Consider the following 23,041-nt stretch of genomic DNA (forward strand, 5'->3'; position numbering starts at 1 on the left):
AAACCGCCCCGGCGCCAACCTGCCGCTGAAGAAGGTTCATCGGAGGAGGGGACCATGGCAGACACATCCGGGGTGAAGATTCATCCGGCCGTCGACAACGGCATCAAACCGGCAAAGCCCGGCTTTTCGGGCGGAGAGCTGCACTGCAAATGTGCCAGCAATCCGGTGCGGGTCAAGGTGAACGCCCAGACCGCGCATAACCACGTCTGCGGCTGCACCAAGTGCTGGAAGCCGGACGGCGCGATCTTCTCGCAGGTCGCCGTGGTTGGCCGCGACGCCATCGAGGTGGTCTCGGGCGCGGAAAAGCTGGAAATCGTCAACAAGGACGCGCCGATCCAGCGCTATCGCTGCAAGGATTGCGGCGTCCACATGTATGGCCGGATCGAGAACAAGGACCATCCGTTCTATGGCCTCGACTTCGTCCATACCGAGCTCTCGGATCAGGACGGCTGGGCCGAGCCGCAATTCGCGGCCTTCGTCAGCTCGGTGATCGAATCGGGCGTCGATCCCTCGCGCATGGACGGCATCCGTGCCCGGCTGCGCGAACTGGGGCTGGAGCCCTATGACGCGCTGTCGCCGCCCTTGATGGATGCCATCGCGACGCATATCGCCAAGCGTTCGGGCGCATTGCCGGCTTGACCGGCCCCGCCTGACAGGAAACAGCTTCGGGGCCGGTCCGCCGGCCCCAATGCCATGAGAAGACCCGAAGAAAGACCTGGGCCCATCCCGGCCATACGCAAGGAGAGCAAGTCATGAGAACACGCGCCGCCGTCGCCCTTGAGGCCGGGAAGCCGCTGGAGGTCATGGAGGTCAACCTGGAAGGCCCCAAGGCCGGCGAGGTTCTGGTCGAGATCAAGGCCACCGGCATCTGCCACACCGACGATTTCACCCGCTCGGGCGCGGACCCCGAGGGGCTGTTCCCCTCGATCCTGGGCCATGAGGGTGCCGGCGTGGTGGTCGAGGTCGGCCCCGGCGTGACCACGGTGAAGCCGGGCGACCATGTGATCCCGCTCTATACCCCGGAATGCCGCCAGTGCCCGTCCTGCCTGTCGCGCAAGACCAACCTCTGCACCGCGATCCGCAATACCCAAGGCCAGGGCCTGATGCCCGACGGCACCAGCCGCTTCAGCATGCTCGACGGCACGCCGATCCATCACTACATGGGCTGCTCGACCTTCTCGAACTATACCGTGCTGCCGGAAATAGCGGTGGCCAAGGTGCGCGAGGACGCGCCCTTCGACAAGATCTGCTACATCGGCTGCGGCGTGACCACCGGCATCGGCGCGGTGATCTATACCGCCAAGGTGGAGATCGGCGCCAAGGCGGTGGTCTTTGGCCTGGGCGGCATCGGCCTGAACGTGATCCAGGGCCTGCGCCTGGCCGGTGCCGACATGATCATCGGCGTCGACCTGAACGACGGGAAAAAGGACATGGCCGAGAAATTCGGCATGACCCATTTCATCAACCCGAAGAACTGCGACAACGTGGTGCAGGAGATCGTCAACCTGACCAAGACGCCCTTCGACCAGATCGGCGGCGCCGACTACAGCTTCGACTGCACCGGCAATGTCAATGTCATGCGCCAGGCGCTGGAATGCACCCACCGCGGCTGGGGCCAGTCCATCGTGATCGGCGTGGCGCCGGCCGGGGCCGAGATCAGCACCCGCCCGTTCCAGCTGGTCACCGGCCGGGTCTGGAAGGGCTCGGCCTTCGGCGGTGCGCGCGGCCGGACCGACGTGCCGAAGATCGTCGACTGGTACATGGACGGCAAGATCCAGATCGACCCGATGATCACCCACACCCTGAAGCTCGACGACATCAACAAGGGCTTCGACCTGATGCACTCGGGCGAGTCGATCCGCGCGGTCGTCCTTTACTGATCCGTAACGGCTGCTTAGGTAAAAGGACGGCGGGGGCGGGCGACCGTGCCCGCCGTCAACATGAAAGGACCAATCATGGCACAGCACTTCCATCTGGACGACGATGACGACGACGACGAGCGCCCGCAAGAAGGCCAGAAGGACGAAGGGCTGGGCCTGCCGGAAGGCGACAAGATCGGCAAGCTGTATTTCAAGTCGCGCACGGTGATCGTCGCCGGGCCGATCAACGACAAGCTGGCGCAGCGCACCGTGGCGCATCTGCTGGCCCTGGCCGAGGACAGCGACAAGCCGATCAACATGCTGATCAGCTCGCCCGGCGGCCATGTCGAATCGGGCGACATGATCCATGACGTGATCAAGTTCATCCGCCCGACGGTGCGCACCATCGGCTCGGGCTGGGTCGCCAGCGCCGGCGCGCTGATCTTCGTCGCGGCGAAGAAGGAAAACCGCTTCTGCCTGCCGAACACCCGCTTCCTGATCCACCAGCCCTCGGGCGGGATCGGCGGCACGTCCTCGGACATGATGATCCAGGCCGAGCAGGTCCGGCTGATGCGCGACCGCCTGAACCAGATCTTTGCCGAGGCGACCGGCCAGCCGATCGAGCGCATCGAGAAGGACACCCAGCGCGATTTCTGGCTGAACACGCAGGAGGCGCTGGACTACGGGCTGCTCGGCAAGGTGATCCGCTCGGTGGACGAGCTGGAATGACCGGCGGCGGGACCGCGATCCGTCCCGCCACGCCCGAGGACCACGAGGCGATCTGGCGGATCCTGGAGCCGGTCTATCGCGCGGGCGAGACCTATTGCATCCCGCCCGACATCACCCGGGACGAGGCGCTGGCGGACTGGTTCGCCGCGCCCTTCACCGCCTTCGTGGCCGAAGCGGACGGGCGGGTGCTGGGCACCAGCCATGTCGGCCGCAACCGGCCCGGTCCGGCGGCCCATGTCGCCAATGCCAGTTTCGCCACCCATCCGGACGCGCGCGGCCGCGGCATCGCCCGCGCGCTGGTCACCCACGCCAAGGACTGGGCGCGGGCGCAGGGCTTCCGGGCCATGCAGTTCAATTTCGTCGTCGCGACCAATGCCGATGCCGTTCATTCGTGGCAAAAGGCCGGTTTCGATATTGTCGGCCGCCTGCCGGGCGCGTTTCTTCATCCGCAACATGGCTATGTCGATGCGCTGGTCATGTTCCACGACCTGACAGGAGGACAGCCATGACCCTGGCTTACGAGACCGTTTCCGAGAACCGCAGCTTCGGCGGCACGCAGGGCGTCTATCGCCACAAGTCGCAGGCCACGGGCACCGACATGACCTTCGCCATCTATCTGCCGCCGCAGGCCGAACACGGCCGCGTGCCGGTGCTGTGGTATCTGTCGGGCCTGACCTGCACGCATGAGAATGCGATGACCAAGGCCGGGGCGCAGGAATGGGCCGCGGAATACGGCATCGCGGTGATCTTTCCCGACACCTCGCCGCGCGGCGAGGGCGTCGCCAACGACGAGGCCTATGACCTGGGCCAGGGCGCCGGCTTCTATGTCGATGCCACGCAAGAGCCCTGGGCGCCGCATTTCCGCATGTGGCACTATGTCACCCACGAACTGCCCGAGTTGGTCTTCGACAATTTCGCGCTGGACCGCGACGCGCAGGGCATCACCGGCCATTCCATGGGCGGCCACGGCGCGCTGACCATCGCCATGACCTTCCCCGAGCGTTATCGCTCGGTCTCGGCCTTCTCGCCGATCGCGAACCCCTCGGAAAGCGACTGGGGCAGGAAGCAGTTCACGGCCTATCTGGGCCAGGACAAGGCCGCCTGGGCCCGGCACGATTCGACCCTGCTGATGCGCGAGCGCGGCTATCCCGGCGAGGTGCTGATCGACCAGGGCGCCAGCGACCAGTTCCTGGACCTGCTCAAGCCCGAATCCCTGGCCCATGCCATGATCGAGCGCCGCCAGCCCGGCGCGTTCCGCATGCAGGAAGGCTATGATCACAGCTATTTCTTCGTGCAGACCTTCATGGGCGACCACATCCGCTGGCATGCCGAGCGGCTGGGCTGATCGGGCCTCGGGAAATTCGGGCGATAGATCCCATACTTATTGCCGAATTTCCCTAATACTTTGGTCTGGCGACCCGACCGCTCGCGTTGACGTGAACCCGGTCGGGTCCGAACCTTCCGAACAGGTCGGCGTTCACGCCCGAGGGGGTGCCGTGGCCGACGAGGGAGGAAAACTCATGAAAAATCTGCTGAACGGCGTCTGTCTTGCGCTGCTCATGTCCGGGTCGGCCGCGCTGGCCAATGACAGCGTCATGGCCGAGATCGCCAAGCCCGAGCAATGGGCGATCCAGACCGGCGATTATGCCAACACCCGCTATTCGACGCTCGACAAGATCAACAAGGACAACGTCAAGGACCTGCGCGTCGCCTGGACCTTCTCGACCGGCGTGCTGCGCGGCCATGAGGGCTCGCCGCTGGTCATCGGCGACGTCATGTATGTCCACACGCCCTTTCCGAACAACGTCTTCGCGCTGGACCTGAACGACAACGGCAAGATCCTGTGGCGCTATCAGCCGCAGCAGGACCCGAACGTGATCGCGGTGATGTGCTGCGACACGGTGAACCGGGGCCTGGCCTATGCCGACGGCATGATCCTGCTGTCGCAGGCCGACACCACCGTCGTCGCCCTGGATGCGAAAAGCGGCGAGGTGAAATGGTCGACCAAGGTCGGCGACCCCGCCATCGGCGAGACGCTGACCGCGACCACGATGCCGGTCAAGGACAAGCTGATGGTCGGCATCTCGGGCGGCGAATACGGCGTGCGCGGCCGCATGACCGCGCTGAACCTCAAGGACGGCAGCGTGGCCTGGAAGGCCTATTCCACCGGCCCGGACGAGGAAATGCTGGTCGATCCCGAAAAGACCACCCATCTCGGCAAGCCGATCGGCAAGGACAGCTCGCTGCAAAGCTGGGAAGGCGACCAGTGGAAGATCGGCGGCGGCACGATCTGGGGCTGGTTCTCGTATGATCCGGACCTGAACCTGATCTATTACGGCACCGGCAACCCCTCGACCTGGAACCCGGCCCAGCGTCCGGGCGACAACAAGTGGTCGATGACGATCATGGCCCGCGATGCCGATACCGGCATGGCGAAATGGTTCTACCAGATGACGCCGCATGACGAATGGGACTTCGACGGCGTCAACGAGATGATCCTGACCAACCAGCAGGTCGACGGCAAGGACCGCAAGCTGCTGACTCACTTCGACCGCAACGGCCTCGGCTATACGCTGGACCGCGAGACGGGCGAGCTGCTGGTGGCCGAGAAGTTCGACCCGGTGGTGAACTGGACCACCGGCGTGGACATGGATCCGAATTCGGAAACCTATGGCCGCCCGGCCGTGGTGGCCGAATACTCGACAGACCAGAACGGCGAGGACGAGAACACCACCGGCGTCTGCCCGGCGGCGCTGGGCAGCAAGGACATGCAGCCGGCGGCCTTCTCGCCCAAGACCAACCTGTTCTACGTGCCGACCAACCACGTCTGCATGGACTATGAGCCGTTCCGCGTCGCCTATACCGCCGGCCAGCCCTATGTCGGGGCCACGCTGTCGATGTATCCGGCCCCGAACAGCCATGGCGGCATGGGCAACTTCATCGCCTGGGACAACACCAAGGGCGAGATCAAGTGGTCGCTGCCGGAACAGTTCTCGGTCTGGTCGGGCGCCTTGGCGACCGCGGGCGACGTGGTCTTCTACGGCACGCTGGAAGGCTATCTGAAGGCCGTGGACGCCGAGACCGGCAAGGAGCTCTACAAGTTCAAGACGCCCTCCGGCATCATCGGCAACGTCATGACCTATGAACATGGCGGCAAGCAGTACATCGGCATCCTGTCCGGCGTCGGCGGCTGGGCCGGCATCGGCCTGGCGGCCGGCCTGACCAACCCGAACGAGGGCCTGGGCGCCGTGGGCGGCTATGCCTCGCTGTCGCAATACACCGAATTGGGCGGCCAGCTGACCGTGTTCGAGCTGCCGGGCTAATACTTTGGTGCAGAAAAGCGAACTGTGACTCGTCAGGCTCCGCCCGGGGAAAATACCCTTGGGCGGAGCAGCCATTTTCACGGGTGCCAGTCAGGGAGGAATTCATGACCAGCAAGACGACCGCCAGCTTGATGGCGATCTGCCTCGCATGTGCGACAGCCGCCGTCGGCCAGACGGCCATCGCGCAGACGACGAGCGAACAACCACCGGCCCAGGCCGGCGCCGGTGCCGCAGCCGCCGTCTCGGGCGATGCGCAGCAGCAGCCGGCCGCCGCCGCACCCGCAGCCGAGGAGGCGCCCGCGGTGCAGGAGGCGGGCGGCAAGCTCGTGCTGCCCAACGGTCAGGACATCACCCCCGACCACATGGAGAACGGCCGCTGGTATACGGCCGAGGACATCCCGACCTTCAAGATCGCCGAGGACGGCACCCTGGATTACGCCGCCTTCTCGGGCTACCGTCGCTATTCGGCGGAATGCCACGTCTGCCACGGCCCGGACGGCGAGGGCTCGACCTATGCGCCGGCGCTGAAGAACTCGGTGCTGAAGCTCGACTACTACGAATTCCAGGAGATCGTCGCCTCGGGCAAGCAAGAGGTGAACAAGGCCGCCAACCTGGTCATGCCGGCCTTCGGGACCAACAAGAACGTCTGGTGCTATGTCGACGACATCTATGTCTATCTGCTGGCCCGGGGCGCGGGCGACCTGCCGCGCGGCCGTCCGGCGAAAAAGGAAAGCAAATCCGATGATTTCGCGGCGCAGGAAGATTCCTGCATGAACGGATGAGACGCCCAGCCCCCCTGGCCGGGATCCTGGCCGCCTTTCTGGCCTGCGCCGCGCTGCCCGCGTCGGCGCAGGTCGCCGACCTGCGTTCCACGACCGAGTTCCGGGTCTGCGCCGACCCGGCCGCGGTGCCGATGTCCGCAGAGGACGGCTCGGGCTTCGAGAACCGCATCGCCCAGCTTTTCGGTGAAAAGCTGGGGGTGCCGGTGGTCTATACCTGGTTCCCGCAGGGCTCGGGCTTCATCCGCAAGACCCTGCGCGCCGGGCTGTGCGATGTCGTCATCGGCTATGCCCAGGGCGACGAGCTGGTGCAGAACACCAACCATTACTACACCTCGGCCTATGGCATCGTGACGCGCAAGGACAGTCCGCTGGCATCGGTCGAGACGCTCGAGGATCCGGCGCTGAAGGGCCATCCCATCGGCGTGGTGGCCGGCACGCCGCCGGCGACCAACCTGGCCCGCGCCGGCCTCGCCAAGGACATGCGCGGCTGGGATCTGTTCGTGGACCGCCGGGTGGAAAACCCGGTCGGCGACATGCTGGCGCAGGTGAAATCGGGCGAGCTGGCGGCGGCGGTGGTCTGGGGGCCGCTGGCCGGCCCGCTGGTCAAGGCCGATCCCGATCTGCAGTTCACCCCGCTGCTGAAAGAGACCTCGGGGCCACGCATGTTCTTCCGCATCACCATGGGCGTGCGGCTGGGCGAGGACGAATGGAAGCGCCAGCTGAACAGCCTGATCCGCCGGCACCAGGACGAGATCGACGCCATCCTGCGCGATGCCGGCGTGCCGATCCTGGACGATTACGGCAAGGGGCTGAAGCCATGAAAGCCTGGCTGCCGGCGCTGGTCCTGAGCACGGGCGCCGCGCTGGCGCAGGTGCCCGAGCCGCAGGATTTCCGGGGCGAGCCCTATCGCGCCCCGGTGCCCGCCACCCTGGCCGGCGCCCAGGTCATCGACGGGCCGCGGGCCAAGGCGCTGCATGACGCCGGCGTGCCCTTTCTCGACGTGCTGCCGCGGCAGAAGCGGCCCGACAACCTGCCCGAGGGCACGATCTGGGCCGCGCCGCCGCATCAGACCATCCCCGGCGCGACCTGGCTCTACGACACCGGTTATGAAAAGCTCGCGCCGGCCGAAGAACAGCGCCTGGCGGACGGGCTTGCTGCCGCCACCCATGGCGACAAGGCGGCGCCGGTGGTGATCTTTTGCAAGAGCGACTGCTGGATGAGCTGGAATGCCGGCAAGCGCGCCGTGGCCCTGGGCTACAGCGGCGTGAACTGGTATCCGGACGGCGTCGACGGCTGGGTCGAGATGGGCGGCACGCTGGTCAACGCGACCGACCCGTGAAGCTGCCGAAGGCGCGCGGGCCGTCCGGCAGTTCGATCTCGCGCGTGATCTCCAGGCTGACGGCGTCGATCCAGACCAGCGTGTTGCTGTCCCAATGCGCCACCACCACGCCCGAGCCATCGGGCAGGGCGGCGATGCCCTCGGGGTAATCCCCGGTCTCCAGACTTGTGATCACAGCCAGCGTCCCGGGGTCGAAGACCGTCACCGTGCCGGCATATTGGTCGGTGACGAAGCCGCGCCCGCCGGCGAAGGCCACGCCATAGGGGTGGCTGCCGGTCGGCACCTGGCCCAGCAGCGTGCCGGCCTGCGGTTCGATGACGCTGACCGTGTCGCTTTGCACATCCGCCGTCCACAGCCGTCCGCCGTGAAAGGCGACGGCATAGGGGTGCTGGCCGACCTTGACCCGCGCCCGCAAGGCGCCGCTGGCCGCGTCATAGACCGAGACGCTGTCGTCGTCGCGATCCGCCGTCGCGACCAGCGTGCCGTCGCTGGCGACACCCGCCGGCGCCTTGCCGGTCGGAACCGACCACAGCTCGCGCAGATCCGCATCCAGCCGCAGCAGCCGGCCCTGATACCATTCGGTGACGAAGACCCCGCCGCCCGGCGCCGCGGCGATGCCGAAGGCGCCCTCGGGCAGGTCGCGACCGCCGACGACCGCGCCGGCCTCGTCCAGAACCGTCAGCCGGCCGGTCTCGGCCGCAATCACATAGGCCCGGCCCGCCTGGGGGTCATAGGCCACCGGCGCCGGCGCGCCGGCCAGCGGCAGCTCGGCCCGCACCGCGCCCGAGCTGAGGTCGATCACCGTGACCGCCCCGGCATTCTGCGAGGTGACGAAGCCCAGGTCGGCGGCGCCCGCCGGCCCGGCCAGCGCCGCCAGCAGGGCCAAGCGCCGGATCATTCCGCCTTGCCGAACCTTTCGGCCAGCGCGTCCAGCCCGGCCTGATAGACGCCGGTCACCGCCTTGGTCGCGGCCTCGTCATTCTGGTCGGCGGGCGGGTTGTTGTTCGGGAAGCCGCGATAGAAGCCGCCCTTCCAGCTGACCAGCGCCTTGCCGCCCTCGTCCTTGACGCAAAGCGTCGAGGCATAGTTCGTCACCGGCAGCACGGCCACATCGACCTTTTCGATGCGATAGGCGTAGCAGCGCTTCTCGGGCTGCCATTTCGACAGGACCTCGGTGATGGTCGGATCGCCGGCATCGGCCTTGAGATGCAGCACGCGCTCGGACTTCTCGGGCTGGTCGGTCGAGCCGTCGCCGGTGATCTCGGTCTTGGCAATGGCGGGGTGCCAGCTCATGTCGTCGAACTTGCCGATCACCGCCCAGACCTCGTCCGGGGTCGCATCCAGCTTCTGATCCAGTTCCAGCTTCAGCCGCACCGGCCCGTGGGCCTGGGCCGCGCCGGCCAGCATCACGACCGCCGCAAGGCTTGCGGCCATCACTCGTCTCATCCGTCTCTCCCCTTCATCGCGAATGGCGGGGCGCGCCGGCCTCCGCCGCTATGGGCGACCATGCGCCCAGCCGGGGGTGGCGTCCATAAGACAAACGTATCGGGGCATTTTCCCCGGGTGAAATCGGGTGATTTGTCGGGTTGGCGAAGCCAGACTTGCCCGCCATGATGCCGGGGGGAGGATGGGCATGACAGGCAGAATCATCATACTTTTGGCTGGTTTGGCCGCCGCGGGCCCGGTTTTGGCGCAGCAGGCGGCGCAGAAGCCCGTGGAAACCGTGCGCGCCGCCGTGCTGCGCGTGGACGTGCCGCACCTGCCGCCGATCTCGCGGCTGGACACGCCGCCGGGCGACCTGGGCTTTGCCGGCGCGCGGCTGGCGATCCTGGACAACGACACCACCGGCCGCTTCATGGGCCAGGACTTCGAGGCGCTGGAAGTGGCCGCCACGCCCGAGACCGCCGCGGCCGAGATGGAGAAGCTGCTGGCCGAGGGCGTGCCCTTCATCGTGACGTTGGCCGATGACGCGACGACCCTGGCGCTGGCCGACCAGGCCGGCGACAAGGCGCTGGTGCTGAACGCGCGGGCGCGCGGCGACACCCTGCGCGGCAAGGATTGCCGGGCCAATGTCATCCATGCCGCGCCCAGCCAGGCCATGCTGACCGATGCGCTGGCGCAGTTCCTGATGTGGAAGAAGTGGCCGAACTGGTTCCTGGTCTCCGGCAGCCACCCCGAGGACATCGCGCTGGCCGATGCCTATCGCCGGGCCGCGACCAAGTTCGGCGCCAAGATCGTCGAGGAACGCACCTATGAGGACACCGGCGGCAGCCGGCGCAGCGATTCGGGCCATGTCCAGGTGCAGCAGCAGATGCCGGTCTTTACCCAGCGCGCGGCCGAGCATGACGTGCTGATCGCCGCGGACGAGAACGGCGTCTTCGCCGAATGGCTGCCCTATGAGACCTGGGACGCGCGCCCGGTCGCGGGCTCGGCCGGGCTGGTGCCGCGCAGCTGGGCGCCCTCGCTGGAAGCCTGGGGCGCGACGCAGTTCCAGAACCGCTTCGAAAAGCTCGCCACCCGGCCGATGCGCGAGGAGGATTACCAGACCTGGATCGCGCTGCGCATGATCGGCGAATCCGCGACGCGGACGCAAAGCACCGATCCGGCGACGCTGAAGCAGTTCATGCTGTCCGACAAGTTCGAGGTCGCGGGCTTCAAGGGCCAGAAGCTGACGATCCGCGACTGGGACCACCAGCTGCGCCAGCCGATCCTGCTGGCGACGCCGACTGTGACCGCCTCGGTCAGCCCGCAGGACCAGTATCTGCACCAGAGCTCGGCGCTGGATACGCTGGGCATCGACCGTCCCGAAACCGAATGTCAGTTCTGAGGTGAACGATGAAAGCCGCAACCGCCATCCTGACCTCGGCCCTGTGCCTGGGTTTCGCCCTGCCGGCCGCCGCCAACCGGGTCTTCGTCAGCAACGAAAAGGGCAATGACGTCACCGTGCTCGACAGCGAGACGCTGGAGGTGATCGGCACCTATCCGGTCGGCGCCCGCCCGCGCGGCATCACCATCAGCCCCGACGGGAAAGAGCTTTACGTCTGCGCCTCGGACGACGACCTGGTGCGGGTCTTCAACCCCGAGACCATGGAGGAGACGCACACCTTGCCCTCGGGCCCCGACCCCGAGCTGTTCGTGCTGCATCCCTCGGGCAACCCGCTTTACATCGCCAACGAGGACGACAACCTGGTCACCGTGGTCGACACCCAGACCCACAAGGTGCTGGCCGAGATCCCGGTCGGCGTCGAGCCCGAGGGCATGGGCGTCAGCCCCGACGGCAAGGTGGTCATCAACACCTCGGAAACCACCAACATGGCGCATTTCATCAATTCCGAGACCTTCGAGATCTTCGGCAATGTGCTGGTCGATTCGCGCCCGCGCTTTGCGCAATACAACGACCAGGGCACGAAACTGTATGTCAGCAGCGAGATCGGCGGCACGGTCAGCGTGATCCACCCGGAAAACCAGACCATCGAGAAGAAGATCAGCTTCGAGATCCCCGGCGTGCTGCCCGAGGCGATCCAGCCCGTCGGCATCCGCATCACCAAGGACGGGAAAAAGGTCTATGTCGCGCTGGGCCCGGCGAACCGCGTTGCCGTCATCAACGGCGAAACCGACGAGGTCGAGGATTACCTGCTGGTCGGCCAGCGCGTCTGGCAATTGGCCTTTACCCCGGACGAGAAATATCTGTTCACCACCAACGGCAATTCCAACGACGTGTCGGTGATCGACGTGGCGGCGAACAAGGTCGTCAAGTCCGTGCCCGTGGGCCAGCAGCCCTGGGGCGTGGTCGTCGCGCCGAACTGAAACCCACCAACGGAGGAAAACCATGACCCGCCTGCTGACCATCCTGCTGCTCTCGCTGGGCCTTGCCGCCCCCGCCGCTGCCCAGGAGGCGCCCGCCGCCAAGCCCGGGACCGAGGCCGCCGCCGGCGCCGAGACCGCCGCACCCGCGGCCGAGGAGGATGACGACGACGGCGACGAGGCCGAGGCCGCCGAGGCAGGCGTGCATGAGGCGGGCGCCAAGTTCGACTATGGCTTCTCGGGCATGCTGGCGCGGGACAACCGCATGCAGCTGGCGCCGCTGACGCTGGCCTCGGGCAAGCCGGTGGCGACGGCGGAATACAAGCTGAAATCCGGCGGCTTCTACCGCATCGACATCAATGCCGACGGCAGCCAGGAGCTGGCGCTGTCCGGCGGCGATTTCTTCCGCGCCGTCTGGATCAACGAAATCGTCATCAACGACATCGAAATCCGGCCGATGGGCGTTCATTCGCTGGAATTCGACGATGCCGGAACCGCGACGATCAGCTTCGTTGCCATCGTCCCGGGCCGCTATACCCTGTCGATCCCGGGCTCGCATGGCGAAACCCAGCAGGCCGTGTTCAATATCCAGTAGGAGCGTCCGATGCTGAAACCCATGCTTTGCGCCGCCGCCCTGGCCTGGGCCGTGACCCCGGCCCTGGCCGCCGATGACGATGTGGCTTCGGCCGAGGAAACCGCCAAGGTCGCCGAGGCCATCGCCAGGATCGGCTGCAAGCCCGATCCGCAAGCCGGGGTCGAAAAGGAGCGCGACGATCTTTACGAGGTCGACGACGCGCAATGCGAGATCGGCCAGTATGACATCAAGCTGAACGCCGATTTCGTGATCACAAGCATCACGCTCGACTGAATGCAGGTGGGCGCGGGCCAGCCTCGCGCCCCTTATCCCATGAACGATGCGCTTTCGATCCAGCATGTCAGCCACGCCTTCGGCCGCTTCCAGGCGCTGAAGGACGTGTCGCTGTCGGTGCCGCGCGGCGGCTTCACCGCGCTTCTGGGGGTGAACGGCGCCGGCAAGACGACGCTGTTTTCGCTGATTACCCGGCTTTACGACAACAATTCGGGCCGGATCGAGGTCGCGGGCCATGACCTGCGCCGCCAGCCCGGCGCGGCGCTGGCCCGGCTGGGCGTGGTGTTCCAGTCCCGCGCGCTGGATGCCGACCTGACCGTGGCGCAGAACCTGGAATATCACGCCGCCCTGCACGGCATGCCGCGTCGCGCCGCGCGGGCGCGCGCGGCCGAGGTGCTGGCCCAGGTCGATCTCGCCGACCGGCTGGACGCGCGGGTTGCGGCGCTGTCCGGCGGCCAGAGCCGCCGGGCCGAGATCGCCCGCGCCCTGATGCACCGCCCCGAGATCCTGCTGCTGGACGAGCCGACCGTGGGCCTCGACGTGAAATCGCGCGCCGAGGTGGTGGCGCTGACCCGGGCGCTGACCGCGACAGGGGTCTCGGCGCTGTGGGCCACGCATATCCTGGACGAGATCCGGCCCGAGGACGGGCTGGTGATCCTGCATCGCGGCGAGGTTCTGGCCCAGGGCACGGCCCAGGGCATCGGCGGCGACGACCTGACCGGCACCTTCCTCCGGCTGACGGGGGAACAGGCATGACGCCCCGCATGTGGCTGACCTGCTTCCTGGGCATCGCGCGGCGCGAGACGCTGCGCTTCGTCACCCAGCGCGGCCGCTTCCTCGCGGCGCTGGTGCGGCCGCTGGTCTGGCTCTTCATCTTCGCCGCCGGCTTCCGCGCCGTGCTGGGCCTGTCGATCACGCCGCCCTACCAGACCTATGTCCTCTATGAGGTCTATGTCACGCCCGGGCTTTGCGCGATGATCCAGCTGTTCAACGGCATGCAGTCGTCGCTGTCCATGGTCTATGACCGCGAGACCGGGGCGATGCGCACCCTGCTGGTCAGCCCGTTCCCGCGCTGGTTCCTGCTGGCCTCGAAACTGGTCGCGGGCGTGCTGGTGTCGATCATCCAGGTCTATACCTTCCTGGCCATCGCCTGGTTCTGGGGCGTCGATCCGCCGCCCGTCGGCTATCTGACCGTGCTGCCGGCGCTGTTCCTGTCGGGGCTGATGCTGGGGGCGATGGGGCTTCTGCTGTCCTCGGCCATCCGGCAGCTGGAAAACTTCGCCGGGGTTATGAATTTCGTCATCTTCCCGATGTTCTTCGCCTCGACCGCGCTCTATCCGCTGTGGCGGATGCGCGAAAGCTCGACGCTGCTGCACGACATCTGCGCCGCCAATCCCTTCACCCATGCGGTTGAGTTGATCCGCTTTGCCCTTTACGGCCGCTTCGATCTCATGTCCTTCTTGGTGGTGTCCGGGTGCCTGGTGCTGTTCTTTGCCGGTTCCGTCATCATGTATGATCCGGCCAAGGGGCTCTGGGCCCGGCGAAAGGGGGGAGCATGAAATACCTGGTTCTGGCCATGGCCTTGGCGGCGGCGGGCGCCGCCCATGCCGAAAGCGGCACCGATCCCGACTGGCCCTGCGTGCAGCGCAAGCAGCCGCATCTGTCGCTTGGGCAGATGTGGTCCGGCCCCGAGCCCGACGAAGCCATCCGCAGCCTGGCCGAGACGCCCGAGATCGCCGCCCTGGCCGACCGGCTCGAGCAGCGCCGCCTGCCGCTCGCGCAGGCCGAGGCCGAGATCGCCGAATTCTCCAAGGCTGCCGACAATCAGAAGCTGAGCGCGCTGATGCTGGCGATCTTCGAACGCATCGACCCGGATCGCAGCGCGCTGATCTCGGGCATCGCGCGCTATGGCCACAAGCAGGTCGATCTGGCCAAGCGCATCCAGGAGCGGCGCGACCGCATGGAGGCGCTGCAAAAGGCCGAGACGCCCGATTTCGACGCCATCGACGCCGAGGAGGAAAAGCTCGACTGGGACAGCCGCATCTTCCAGGACCGCCAGCAGTCGCTGACCTATGTCTGCGAGACGCCGGTGATCCTGGAACAGCGGGTCTTCGCGCTGGCCCGGGCGATTTCGGCGCATCTGCAATGACGCCGCTGCCCGCCGTCATCCTGGCCGGCGGCCTGTCGACCCGGATGGGCGGCGGCAACAAGGGCCTGCGGCTGCTGGGCGGCGAGACGCTGCTGGCGCGGGTGATCGCGCGCCTCGCGCCGCAATGCAATGCGCTCGCGATCAACGCGAATGGCGAGCCCGAGGCCCTTGCCGATTACGGGCTGCCGGTGATCGCCGATGGGTTTGGCGGCTTTGCCGGGCCGATGGCCGGCGTGCTGGCCGGGATGGAATGGGCGGCGGCCGAGGGCGCGGATGGCGTGGTCAGCGTGTCCGTCGACACGCCCTTCCTGCCCGAGGATCTGGTGCACCGCTTGCGCGAGGCGCGTGGCCGCAGCGGCTTGGCTGTCGCCGCCAGCCCGGACGACAGCGGCCGGCTGCGCGACCATCCGACCTGCGCGCTGTGGCCGGTGGCCTTGCAAGACGACCTGCGCGCGGCGCTGGAATCGGGGCTGCACCGCATCGGCCAGTTCGCCGCCGCCTATGACCCCGGCCGGGCGGTCTTCGACAGCCGGCCGCTGGACCCGTTCCTGAATCTGAACACGCCCGAAGACCTGGCCCGCGCCGCCCGGCTGGTCTAGGCGCCGTAGCGGCGCCAGGCCCGGTGCAGCGCCAGCGCCACCGCCCGGGCAAAGATCACCGTCATCACCGACAAGACCAGCAGCGCGGCAAAGACCAGGTCGGTCTTCATCCTGCCGTTCGCGTGGATCATCAGCGCGCCGAGGCCGCGGGCGCCGCCGACCCATTCGCCGATCACCGCGCCGATCGGCGCATAGACCGCCGCCAGCCGCAGCCCGGTGGCCAGGCTGGGCAGCGCCGCCGGGATGCGCAGGTGGCGCATGATGCGGATGCGGCTGGCGCCCATCACCTGCGCCAGGTCCAGCGCCGGTTGCGGCGTGCGCATCAGCCCGTCCAGGAAGGCGCTGGCGACCGGGAAGAACACGATCAGCACGGTCACGGCGATCTTGGGCGCCATGCCGAAGCCCAGCCACAGCGTCAGGATCGGCGCCAGGGCAAAGACCGGGATGGTCTGGCTGAAGGTCAGGATCGGCCGCAACACGCCGGTCAGCCGGTCCGAGAAGCCCATGGCGATGGCCAGGGCCGCGCCAAGCGCTGCGCCGAGGGCAAAGCCCAGCACCACCTCGGTCAGGGTAAAGCCGGCGTGGCGGGCGATCTCGGCGCGGTTGAGCCACAGCGCCTCGGCCACGGCCTGGGGCGAGGGCAGCAGGAAGGGCGGCATGTCCGCCAGCCAGATCAGCCCCTGCCATAGCAGGATAACGGTCAGGATCAGGGCGAGGGCGGTTCTCATGCCATCATCCCGCGCATCAACTCGGCCTGCAGCGTCAGCACCTCGGGCGCGTCGAAGGGCCGGGCGGCGGCTTCGGGCCGGGGTAAGGGCACCGGCCAGTCGGTCAGCCCGGTTTCGCGCAAGAGCAGGATGCGGTCGCCCAGCCGGGCGGCCTCGGCCGGGTCATGCGTGACCAGCAGGATGCTGCGATTGCTCAGCAGGCGGGCCGACAGGTCCTGCATCTGCGCCCGGGTCCGCGCGTCGAGCGCCGAGAAGGGCTCGTCCAGCAGCACCAGCGGCCGGTCCTCGAACAGGGTGCGGGCCAGGGCGACGCGCTGGCGCTGGCCGCCGGACAGGTTCGCGGGCAGGTGGTGGATGCGGTCGGCAAGGCCCACGGCCTCGATCAGATGCGCAGCGCGGGCGGCGGGGTCCGAGGGGGGCTCTGCCCCCCGCGAGACCGACCCCTCGATGGGGTCGGCCTCGCGCCCCCCGGGATATTTCGACAAGAAAGAAGCCGGGAGCGTGCCGCGCAGCCGGGCGCCCAGCGTGACATTGCCGGCGACGTCGAGCCAGGGGATCAGCCCCGGATCCTGCGCCATCAGGGCGACGGGCGCGTCCCGCGTGACCTCGCCCTGGAAGCGCGCGCCGGTGTCCAGCCCGGCGAGTAGGCGCAGGATGGTGGATTTTCCGACGCCCGAGGGGCCGAGCAGACAGGTCCACCGGCCCTCGGCGACCGTCAGGTCGATGGGGGCGAAGAGCGGCGTCTCGCCGACCCAGGCCTGGCCCCGCACCCGTGCCGTCATGCCCGGCCCAGATCCCAGAAGGCGGCCTCGAGCCGGGTCGCGGTGGCGAAGCGGTCCGTCAGCGCGTTCCAGCGCGGGCTGTCCTGCGGCGCGTCGCCCAGGCGCTTGCGGATCGCCCGATCCAGCAGCGCGCCGGCGTCGCGGCAGGCCTGCTGGTATTCGGCGCCGGCATAGGTGTCGATCCAGTCGCGATAGGGCGTGTCCGGCGCGGCCTCGGCCGCCAGGCGCAGGCCGATCTCGCCATAGCCCAGCACGCAGGGCATCAGCGCCGCCAGCAGGTCGAGAAAATCCCCCGACAGCCCGGCATCGAGCACATAGCGGGTATAGGCGATGTTCGTCACCGCCTCGGGCGTCGCAAGCATCGCCGCCGTGTCGATGCCGGCCGCGGCGCAGGTCTGCACATGCAGCGCCATTTCGTGATCGAGCAGCGTATGCACGGTGGCGGCGCAGGCCCGCAACTCGTCCAGATCGCCCGCCTTGACCACAGCCAACGCCCAGGCGCGGCTGAACTGGATCAGGAACAGGTAGTCCTGCACCAGATAGGCAAGGTATTCCGCGCGCGGCAGGCTGCCGTCGCGCAGGCCCTCGACGAAGCCGTGGCGGGTATAGGCGTCCCAGTCGGGCGCCGCCGCGCGCAGCCGGGCGAAGCTTTCACCGTAGCTCATTGTGCCCCCACATCCATCGCCAGGTCCGAGACCGGCAGCACGCTGTCCACCAGCCCGGCGTCATGCAGGAACTGCTCGAACCGCGCATAGCGACCCTGGTCCAGCGCCGCCGGCGATTGCGAAAAGCGCGGCAGGGTTTCCTTCCACGCGTCGGCATTGAGCTCGTCCTTGAGATCGGGGGCGGTGGCCGAGAACAGCTGCCACGCTTCGTCCGGGTGGTTGACCATATATTGCGCGCCGCGCTCGACCGCATGCAGCAGGCGGGCGGTGCGGTCCTTGTCCATGGTCTGCGGATTGGCGACGAAGATCAGCTCGTCATAGGTCGGCACGCCGCTTTCCTCGACAAAGAAGCAGCGGCCCTCGGCGCCTTCCAGCCGCATCTGCGTCAGCTCGAAATTGCGATAGGCGCCGATGGTGGCATCGACCTGGCCGGCGATCAGCGCCGGCGACAGCGACCAGTTGACGCTGACCATCTCGACGTCAGCCATGGTCAGGCCGGCGGTCCCGAGGATCTGGCCGACCAGCGCCTCCTCGACCCCCGAGACCGAATAGCCGATCTTCTTGCCCTTGAGGTCCGAGAGCTGCTGCACTGGCCCGTCGGCCTTGACCATCAGGCAGTTCAAGGGCGTCGCGACCAGCGTGCCGACGCGCTTCAGCGGCAGGCCCTCATGCACCTGCAGGTGCAGCTGCGGCTGGTAGCTGATGGCGTAATCGGCCTTGCCCGCCGCGACCAGCTTGGGCGGGTCCGAGGGATCGGCGGGGGCGACGACCTCGACCTCCAGCCCCTCGTCGGCGAAGAAGCCCTTTTCCTGGGCGACGATGATCGGGGCATGGTCGGGGTTCACGAACCAGTCCAGCATCAGCGTCACCTTGTCGGCGGCAAGAACGGGTTGGGCCAGCAGGGCCAGCGCGGCGGCGGCAAGGGGCAGGTGCTTCAAGTCTCGTCTCCCAGGGCTAGAAGGGTGATCTCGCCGTCCCAGCGGCGCGAAAGCGCGTCGGCGGCGCGCCATGAGCGCAGCCCCGAGCGGCAGGCCAGCACCGCGCGCCGGCCGGGTTCGGGCAGCGGGCCGATGGCGCCATAGCCGGGCATGCGCAGCGCCTTGGGCGTGGCCTTGCGCGGCGCCTCGTCGCGGTCGCGCAGGTCGACGACAAGGTCGCCCGGACGAATGTCCTGCCTGGCGATGAAGCGGGGGCCCGGGCTTTCCGGCGCGCCGTCAAAGCGGAATTGCGTGACGCGGCCATTGTCCAGGCGGGTGAACTCGCCCAGGGGCGAGGGGGCGGTGCCCAGAAGCAGCCGCAGCGCCATCTGCGCCTGCAGGCAGCCGAGCATGCCGACCACCGGCCCCAACACGCCCGCCGTGGCGCAGGTCTGGCCGCTGTCGGGCGGGTCGGGGAACAGCGCCCGCAGGCTGGGGGCGCCGCTTTGCCCGGGACCGCCGCAGAAGCCGCCGACATAGCCCGCCATCCCCAGCGCCGAGGCCGAGATCAGCGGCTTGCCCGCGGCAAGGCAGGCGTCGGACAGCGTATAGCTGGCCGCATAGCTGTCGGCGCAGTCCAGCACCACGTCGGCCGCGGCGACCAGCGCCGGCGCATTGGCCGGGGTCAGCGCCTCGCGCCGGCCCTCGAGCAGGACCGCGGGGTTCAGCCGCGTCACCGCCAGCGCCGCGGCCTGCACCTTGGGCCGGCCCAGGTCCTTCATGCGATAGAGCGGCTGGCGGTGCAGGTTGGTTTCCTCGACCGTGTCGGGGTCCATCAGCGTGATGCGGCCGATGCCGCTGCCTGCCAGGTATTGCAGCACCGGCACGCCCAGGCCACCGGCGCCGACGACCAGGACATGGGCGGCTTCGAGGCGCTCCTGCCCCTCGGCGCCGACTTCGGGCAGCACCATCTGGCGCAGATAGCGGCTCATGCCGTCACCTTCAGCCATTCGCGGATGCGGGCCTCGGGATCGGGGTTCAGCGTGATGTCGGTCACCGCCGAGGCCAGGTCGGCGCCGGCCGCGAAGGCTTCGCGGGCGCGTTCCGGCGTGACGCCGCCGATGGCGACCAGGGGCGTGGCGCCGACCAGCTTGCGCCATTCCCGCACCCGGTCCAGACCCTGCTGTTCCCATTTCATCTTCTTCAGGATCGTCGGCCAGACCGGTCCCAGGGCGACGTAATCGGGCGCCAGCGCCAGCGCCCGGTCCAGCTCGGCATGGTCATGGGTCGAGATCCCCAGCCGCATGCCGGCGCGGCGGATGGCGGCGATGTCGGCCGTGTCCAGATCCTCCTGCCCTAGGTGGATGAAATCGCAGCCGAGCTCGATGGCGGCCTGCCAGTGGTCGTTCACGACCAGCGTGGCGCCATGTTCGCGGCACAGTTCCTGCGCCAGCGCCAGCTCGCCCAGCAGGCGCGCGGCGGGCTGGTCCTTGATGCGGATCTGCACCAGCTTGACACCCAGGGGCAGGGCGCGGCGCAGCCAGGCGGCGCTGTCGAAGATCGGGTAGAAACGCGGCAGTTTCATGCCAGCACCGCCATGCCGAAAAGGGGGGTCGAGGGCGCGGCCATGTCGCGCGCCTCGATCGGATTGGCGCCAGCCGCCAGTCGGCCGGCCTCGATCGCCAGCGCCATGGCGCGGGCCATGGCCACCGGGTCGCCGGCCTTGGCGACGGCGGTGTTCAGCAGCACCGCGTCATAGCCCAGCTCCATCGCCTGCGCCGCATGGCTGGGCAGGCCGATGCCCGCGTCCACCACCAGCGCCACATCGGGGAAATGCGCCCGCAGGCTGCGCAGCCCATAGGGGTTGTTCAGCCCCCGGCCCGAGCCGATGGGCGCGCCCCAGGGCATCAGCACCGCGCAGCCCGCGTCCAGAAGCCGGCCGCAGACCGACAGGTCCTCGGTGCAATAGGGAAAGACCTGGAAGCCGTCGTCCGACAGGATCCGCGCCGCCTCGACCAGGGCGATCACGTCGGGGCAAAGCGTATCGTCGTCGCGGATGACCTCCAGCTTGATCCAGGGCGTCCCGAACAGTTCGCGCGCCATCTGGGCGGTGGTCACCGCCTCGCGCACGGAATGGCAGCCGGCGGTGTTGGGCAGGACCGGGATATTCAATCCCTTGATGAGGTTGTGGAAATCCTGGCCCGCCCCGCCCTCGCGGCGCAGGCTGACCGTGGCGATGCCGGCGCCCGAGGCGCGGAAGGCCTCGGCCATGATCGCGGGCGAGGGGTATTGCGCCGTGCCCAGCATCAGCGGGCTTTCGACATGGGTTCCGTAGAATTGCGGCATCTCAGCCCCCCTGCATCGGCGCCACGACTTCCAGTGCGTCGCCATCCTTCAACGTGGTCCCGGCGCGGGCGGCGGCGGGCAGGAAGGCGCCGTTCAGCGCCGTGGCGACCTTGGCCGCGCCCAGGCCGATTTCGTCCAGCGCATCCTGGACCGAGGGCCCGGCAAGGCTGCGGTTTTCGCCGTTAAGGGTGATTTTCATCCATGAACTCCGGTATCTGGCCGTCCAGCAGGTGGTCGGCGGCCATGCGGGCCACGGCGGGGGCCAGAAGATAGCCGTGGCGATAGAGGCCGTTGGCAAACAGCGTGTTTCCACGCCGGCGCAGGCGCGGCAGGTTGTCGGGGAAGGCCGGGCGGGCGTCCGAGCCCAGTTCGAGGATCTCGGCCTCGGCGAAGCCGGGATGCAGCGCATAGGCGGCCGACAGCATCTCGACCGCCGAGCGGGCGGTGACGCGATATTTGCCGCCGGTTTCCAGCATCGTGGCGCCTATCATGTATACACCGTCCCCCCTTGGAACAAGATATAGGGGGATGCGCGGATGCAGCAGGCGGATGGTGCGGGTCAGCTGGACCTCGGGGCAGCGGATCACCAGCATCTCGCCCCGCACGCCGCGCAGGTCGGGCAAGGCGTCGCGGGCGGCGAAGCCGCGGGCGTCGACGATCAGGCCGGTCGGCTCGCCTTCGGTCTCGATGGTGACGCCGGCAGCGGTCAGCCGGTCGCGCAGCGCCATGAGGGCGGCGCGGGGGTTCAGATGCGCCTCGCTTTCGAAGAACAGCCCGCGCGCGAACCGGCCCTGCAATACGGGCTCCAGCGCGGCGATGGCGTCAGCGTCCACCGGGCGATGCGCCTCTGTCATCCGGGTAAAGCGGTCCAGTTCCGCCCGGTCGCGCGAGGGGGCGAGCACCAGCGTGCCGCGCCGGATGACCTCGGCGCCATGCGCCTGCCACCAGTCGGCGGCGTCGAGCCCCAGGCGCAGGACCACCGGCTCGGCGCTTTCGGCCTCGCACCAGGGGGCCAGCATGCCGCCGGCACGCCAACTGCACGCCTGCGCGCCGGGCTTGCCGGCGGGGTCGATGACGCGGGGGGTGACGCCGCGGTCAAGCAGGGTCGCGGCAATTGCCAACCCCATCACGCCGCTACCAAGAATTGTTATCTCGTTCATTCGCCACCCCACATTTTGTAGAAGTGATGTACCGGCCCATGGCCCAACCCGATCCCCAGCCCGTCGGCGGCCCCGATGGCGCCTTGCAGCCAGCCATGGGCGCGGGTGACCGCAGCGGGCAGGTCCAACCCCAGCGCCAGCCCCGCCGCGATGGCCGAGGACAGCGAGCAGCCGGTGCCATGGGTATTGCGGGTCTGCTGACGTGGCGCCGACAGCTGAAAGCCCTGCGGACCGACCAGCAGGTCGGTGCAGGTGTCGCCCTCGGCATGGCCGCCCTTCATCAGCACATGGCCCGCGCCCAGGGCACGCAGCGCCTCGCCCTGTTCGGCCATGGCGTCGAGGGTGCCGGCCGGGGCACGACCCAGCAGCCGTGCGGCCTCGGGCAGGTTGGGGGTCAGGACGGTCGCCAGCGGCAAGAGCCGGTCACGCAGCGCCTGGACCGCCGCGTCGGGCAGCAGCGCATCGCCGGATTTCGCCACCATGACCGGGTCCAGCACCACCGGGATCGGATCGGCCTGCAGCGCGATGCGCAGCCGGTCCGCGACGGCTGTGATCACATCCGGGCCGCCGACCATGCCGATCTTGATCGCGCGCACGTCCAGGTCGCCGAAAACCGCGTCGATCTGCGCCGCGACCATGGCCGGCGAGACCGCCTCGACCGCCGCGACGGTGCGGGTGTTCTGGGCGGTGATGGCTGTGATCACGGATGCGCCATAGACCCCCAGCGCCGAGAAGGTCTTGAGGTCGGCCTGGATGCCGGCGCCGCCGCCGCTGTCCGAGCCGGCGATGGTCAGCGCGATGCGAGCTGGTCCCGCCATGATCCGCCTTTCATTGTCCGGTCGAGGCGGCGGAGAGGGGGTGGCGGCTGATGTGGTCTGCGTGCCGCGACACTCTACCCTTCCCTCCGCCGGTATGAGCCGGATCAGGTTCGATGGGTCGGTGCCTGGCACCTCTCAGCCCCGTTCGGGGCACCCCAAGTGTATGAGTCGTG

Annotated in this window: 29 protein-coding genes and 1 riboswitch; of the genes, 17 read left to right on the forward strand and 12 right to left on the reverse strand. The window is 68.3% G+C overall.

The genetic code is table 11. From position 1 onward, the window contains the following. The first annotated feature begins 54 nt into the window (after positions 1 to 54). The 9 genes from gfa to E3D03_RS02025 all read left to right on the forward strand — a co-directional run bounded on the left by gfa (position 55) and on the right by E3D03_RS02025 (position 8,032). The gene (gene gfa / locus E3D03_RS01985; protein WP_062561632.1) at positions 55 to 639 is read left to right on the forward strand and encodes an S-(hydroxymethyl)glutathione synthase; all 585 of its coding nucleotides are present in this window, start codon (positions 55 to 57) and stop codon (positions 637 to 639) included. A gap of 113 nt (positions 640 to 752) precedes the next feature. Then, complete coding sequence (locus E3D03_RS01990; protein ID WP_263565578.1) at positions 753 to 1,880, forward strand: S-(hydroxymethyl)glutathione dehydrogenase/class III alcohol dehydrogenase; 1,128 nt, start codon at positions 753 to 755, stop codon at positions 1,878 to 1,880. 75 nt (positions 1,881 to 1,955) lie between these two features. Beyond that, the gene (locus tag E3D03_RS01995) at positions 1,956 to 2,588 is read left to right on the forward strand and encodes an ATP-dependent Clp protease proteolytic subunit (RefSeq protein ID WP_062561634.1); all 633 of its coding nucleotides are present in this window, start codon (positions 1,956 to 1,958) and stop codon (positions 2,586 to 2,588) included. Further along, positions 2,585 to 3,097, forward strand: coding sequence for a GNAT family N-acetyltransferase (locus E3D03_RS02000; RefSeq protein WP_062561635.1), 513 nt, complete (start codon positions 2,585 to 2,587; stop codon positions 3,095 to 3,097). Before E3D03_RS01995 ends, E3D03_RS02000 begins: the two co-directional genes overlap by 4 nt. Next, on the forward strand, positions 3,094 to 3,933 hold the full coding sequence (fghA, locus tag E3D03_RS02005) for an S-formylglutathione hydrolase (RefSeq protein WP_263565579.1): 840 nt from the start codon (positions 3,094 to 3,096) through the stop codon (positions 3,931 to 3,933). The genes E3D03_RS02000 and fghA overlap by 4 nt, the downstream gene beginning before the upstream one ends. A 175-nt stretch (positions 3,934 to 4,108) precedes the next feature. Next, a complete protein-coding gene (locus E3D03_RS02010; protein ID WP_062561637.1) occupies positions 4,109 to 5,911 on the forward strand; it encodes a methanol/ethanol family PQQ-dependent dehydrogenase in 1,803 nt (600 codons plus the stop codon). Between the two features lie 104 nt (positions 5,912 to 6,015). Continuing rightward, positions 6,016 to 6,693, forward strand: a complete 678-nt coding sequence (locus tag E3D03_RS02015; protein ID WP_263565580.1) for a c-type cytochrome, methanol metabolism-related — start codon at positions 6,016 to 6,018, stop codon at positions 6,691 to 6,693. Beyond that, on the forward strand, positions 6,690 to 7,514 hold the full coding sequence (locus E3D03_RS02020) for a substrate-binding domain-containing protein (RefSeq protein ID WP_263565581.1): 825 nt from the start codon (positions 6,690 to 6,692) through the stop codon (positions 7,512 to 7,514). Before E3D03_RS02015 ends, E3D03_RS02020 begins: the two co-directional genes overlap by 4 nt. Further along, positions 7,511 to 8,032 (forward strand): PQQ-dependent catabolism-associated CXXCW motif protein, encoded by a 522-nt coding sequence (locus E3D03_RS02025; protein WP_062561640.1) that lies wholly within the window; start codon positions 7,511 to 7,513, stop codon positions 8,030 to 8,032. Before E3D03_RS02020 ends, E3D03_RS02025 begins: the two co-directional genes overlap by 4 nt. Here E3D03_RS02025 and E3D03_RS02030 read toward each other — a convergent pair. Both E3D03_RS02030 and E3D03_RS02035 read right to left on the reverse strand, forming a co-directional pair. Continuing rightward, the gene (locus E3D03_RS02030) at positions 8,013 to 8,930 is read right to left on the reverse strand and encodes a YncE family protein (RefSeq protein WP_263565582.1); all 918 of its coding nucleotides are present in this window, start codon (positions 8,928 to 8,930) and stop codon (positions 8,013 to 8,015) included. The genes E3D03_RS02025 and E3D03_RS02030 overlap by 20 nt on opposite strands. After that, positions 8,927 to 9,466: an SRPBCC family protein gene (locus tag E3D03_RS02035; protein ID WP_253879929.1), complete on the reverse strand. Its 540-nt coding sequence runs from the start codon at positions 9,464 to 9,466 to the stop codon at positions 8,927 to 8,929. Before E3D03_RS02035 ends, E3D03_RS02030 begins: the two co-directional genes overlap by 4 nt. Before the next feature lie 199 nt (positions 9,467 to 9,665). Between E3D03_RS02035 and E3D03_RS02040 the strand changes: the two genes are divergently transcribed. From E3D03_RS02040 to mobA, 8 genes are all read left to right on the forward strand, one after another. After that, positions 9,666 to 10,859 carry an ABC transporter substrate-binding protein gene (locus tag E3D03_RS02040; protein ID WP_263565583.1) on the forward strand — a complete coding sequence of 398 codons (1,194 nt, stop codon included), beginning with the start codon at positions 9,666 to 9,668 and terminating at the stop codon, positions 10,857 to 10,859. Positions 10,860 to 10,867: 8 nt separating this feature from the next. After that, positions 10,868 to 11,839 (forward strand): YVTN family beta-propeller repeat protein, encoded by a 972-nt coding sequence (locus E3D03_RS02045; protein WP_062561643.1) that lies wholly within the window; start codon positions 10,868 to 10,870, stop codon positions 11,837 to 11,839. A gap of 199 nt (positions 11,840 to 12,038) precedes the next feature. After that, complete coding sequence (locus tag E3D03_RS02050; RefSeq protein ID WP_062562291.1) at positions 12,039 to 12,431, forward strand: hypothetical protein; 393 nt, start codon at positions 12,039 to 12,041, stop codon at positions 12,429 to 12,431. Between the two features lie 9 nt (positions 12,432 to 12,440). Then, positions 12,441 to 12,704, forward strand: coding sequence for a PepSY domain-containing protein (locus E3D03_RS02055; protein WP_263565585.1), 264 nt, complete (start codon positions 12,441 to 12,443; stop codon positions 12,702 to 12,704). 39 nt (positions 12,705 to 12,743) lie between these two features. Next, entirely contained in the window at positions 12,744 to 13,460 is a 717-nt protein-coding gene (locus tag E3D03_RS02060) for an ABC transporter ATP-binding protein (protein WP_263565586.1), read from the forward strand. Continuing rightward, on the forward strand, positions 13,457 to 14,263 hold the full coding sequence (locus E3D03_RS02065; RefSeq protein ID WP_263565587.1) for an ABC transporter permease: 807 nt from the start codon (positions 13,457 to 13,459) through the stop codon (positions 14,261 to 14,263). Before E3D03_RS02060 ends, E3D03_RS02065 begins: the two co-directional genes overlap by 4 nt. Next, complete coding sequence (locus E3D03_RS02070; protein WP_263565588.1) at positions 14,260 to 14,853, forward strand: hypothetical protein; 594 nt, start codon at positions 14,260 to 14,262, stop codon at positions 14,851 to 14,853. The genes E3D03_RS02065 and E3D03_RS02070 overlap by 4 nt, the downstream gene beginning before the upstream one ends. Next, positions 14,850 to 15,452, forward strand: a complete 603-nt coding sequence (gene mobA, locus E3D03_RS02075) for a molybdenum cofactor guanylyltransferase MobA (RefSeq protein WP_263565589.1) — start codon at positions 14,850 to 14,852, stop codon at positions 15,450 to 15,452. The genes E3D03_RS02070 and mobA overlap by 4 nt, the downstream gene beginning before the upstream one ends. On the opposite strand, the gene E3D03_RS02080 is transcribed toward mobA, so the two are convergent. Genes E3D03_RS02080 through thiD form a run of 10 tightly spaced genes read right to left on the reverse strand, consistent with a single transcriptional unit; the run spans position 15,449 to position 22,868 of the window. Then, entirely contained in the window at positions 15,449 to 16,180 is a 732-nt protein-coding gene (locus E3D03_RS02080; protein WP_263565590.1) for an ABC transporter permease, read from the reverse strand. The genes mobA and E3D03_RS02080 overlap by 4 nt on opposite strands. After that, the gene (locus E3D03_RS02085; RefSeq protein ID WP_263565591.1) at positions 16,177 to 16,962 is read right to left on the reverse strand and encodes an ABC transporter ATP-binding protein; all 786 of its coding nucleotides are present in this window, start codon (positions 16,960 to 16,962) and stop codon (positions 16,177 to 16,179) included. The genes E3D03_RS02080 and E3D03_RS02085 overlap by 4 nt, the downstream gene beginning before the upstream one ends. Continuing rightward, positions 16,959 to 17,627 carry a TenA family protein gene (locus E3D03_RS02090; protein ID WP_263565592.1) on the reverse strand — a complete coding sequence of 223 codons (669 nt, stop codon included), beginning with the start codon at positions 17,625 to 17,627 and terminating at the stop codon, positions 16,959 to 16,961. Before E3D03_RS02090 ends, E3D03_RS02085 begins: the two co-directional genes overlap by 4 nt. Continuing rightward, on the reverse strand, positions 17,624 to 18,565 hold the full coding sequence (locus tag E3D03_RS02095) for an ABC transporter substrate-binding protein (protein WP_263565593.1): 942 nt from the start codon (positions 18,563 to 18,565) through the stop codon (positions 17,624 to 17,626). The genes E3D03_RS02090 and E3D03_RS02095 overlap by 4 nt, the downstream gene beginning before the upstream one ends. After that, the gene (locus E3D03_RS02100; protein WP_263565594.1) at positions 18,562 to 19,536 is read right to left on the reverse strand and encodes a ThiF family adenylyltransferase; all 975 of its coding nucleotides are present in this window, start codon (positions 19,534 to 19,536) and stop codon (positions 18,562 to 18,564) included. Before E3D03_RS02100 ends, E3D03_RS02095 begins: the two co-directional genes overlap by 4 nt. Next, positions 19,533 to 20,129: a thiamine phosphate synthase gene (locus E3D03_RS02105; RefSeq protein ID WP_062561653.1), complete on the reverse strand. Its 597-nt coding sequence runs from the start codon at positions 20,127 to 20,129 to the stop codon at positions 19,533 to 19,535. Before E3D03_RS02105 ends, E3D03_RS02100 begins: the two co-directional genes overlap by 4 nt. Beyond that, complete coding sequence (locus E3D03_RS02110; protein ID WP_263565595.1) at positions 20,126 to 20,890, reverse strand: thiazole synthase; 765 nt, start codon at positions 20,888 to 20,890, stop codon at positions 20,126 to 20,128. The genes E3D03_RS02105 and E3D03_RS02110 overlap by 4 nt, the downstream gene beginning before the upstream one ends. A 1-nt stretch (position 20,891) precedes the next feature. Continuing rightward, positions 20,892 to 21,089, reverse strand: coding sequence for a sulfur carrier protein ThiS (gene thiS, locus E3D03_RS02115; RefSeq protein WP_062561655.1), 198 nt, complete (start codon positions 21,087 to 21,089; stop codon positions 20,892 to 20,894). Then, positions 21,073 to 22,050: an FAD-dependent oxidoreductase gene (locus E3D03_RS02120; protein WP_263565596.1), complete on the reverse strand. Its 978-nt coding sequence runs from the start codon at positions 22,048 to 22,050 to the stop codon at positions 21,073 to 21,075. Before E3D03_RS02120 ends, thiS begins: the two co-directional genes overlap by 17 nt. Continuing rightward, complete coding sequence (gene thiD, locus E3D03_RS02125; protein WP_263565597.1) at positions 22,047 to 22,868, reverse strand: bifunctional hydroxymethylpyrimidine kinase/phosphomethylpyrimidine kinase; 822 nt, start codon at positions 22,866 to 22,868, stop codon at positions 22,047 to 22,049. The genes E3D03_RS02120 and thiD overlap by 4 nt, the downstream gene beginning before the upstream one ends. 64 nt (positions 22,869 to 22,932) lie before the next feature. Continuing rightward, positions 22,933 to 23,036: riboswitch (TPP riboswitch) on the reverse strand. Between the last annotated feature and the right edge of the window lie 5 nt (positions 23,037 to 23,041).

Source organism: Paracoccus sp. DMF (genome assembly GCF_004407025.1).
GTDB classification, from domain to species: domain Bacteria; phylum Pseudomonadota; class Alphaproteobacteria; order Rhodobacterales; family Rhodobacteraceae; genus Paracoccus; species Paracoccus aminovorans_B.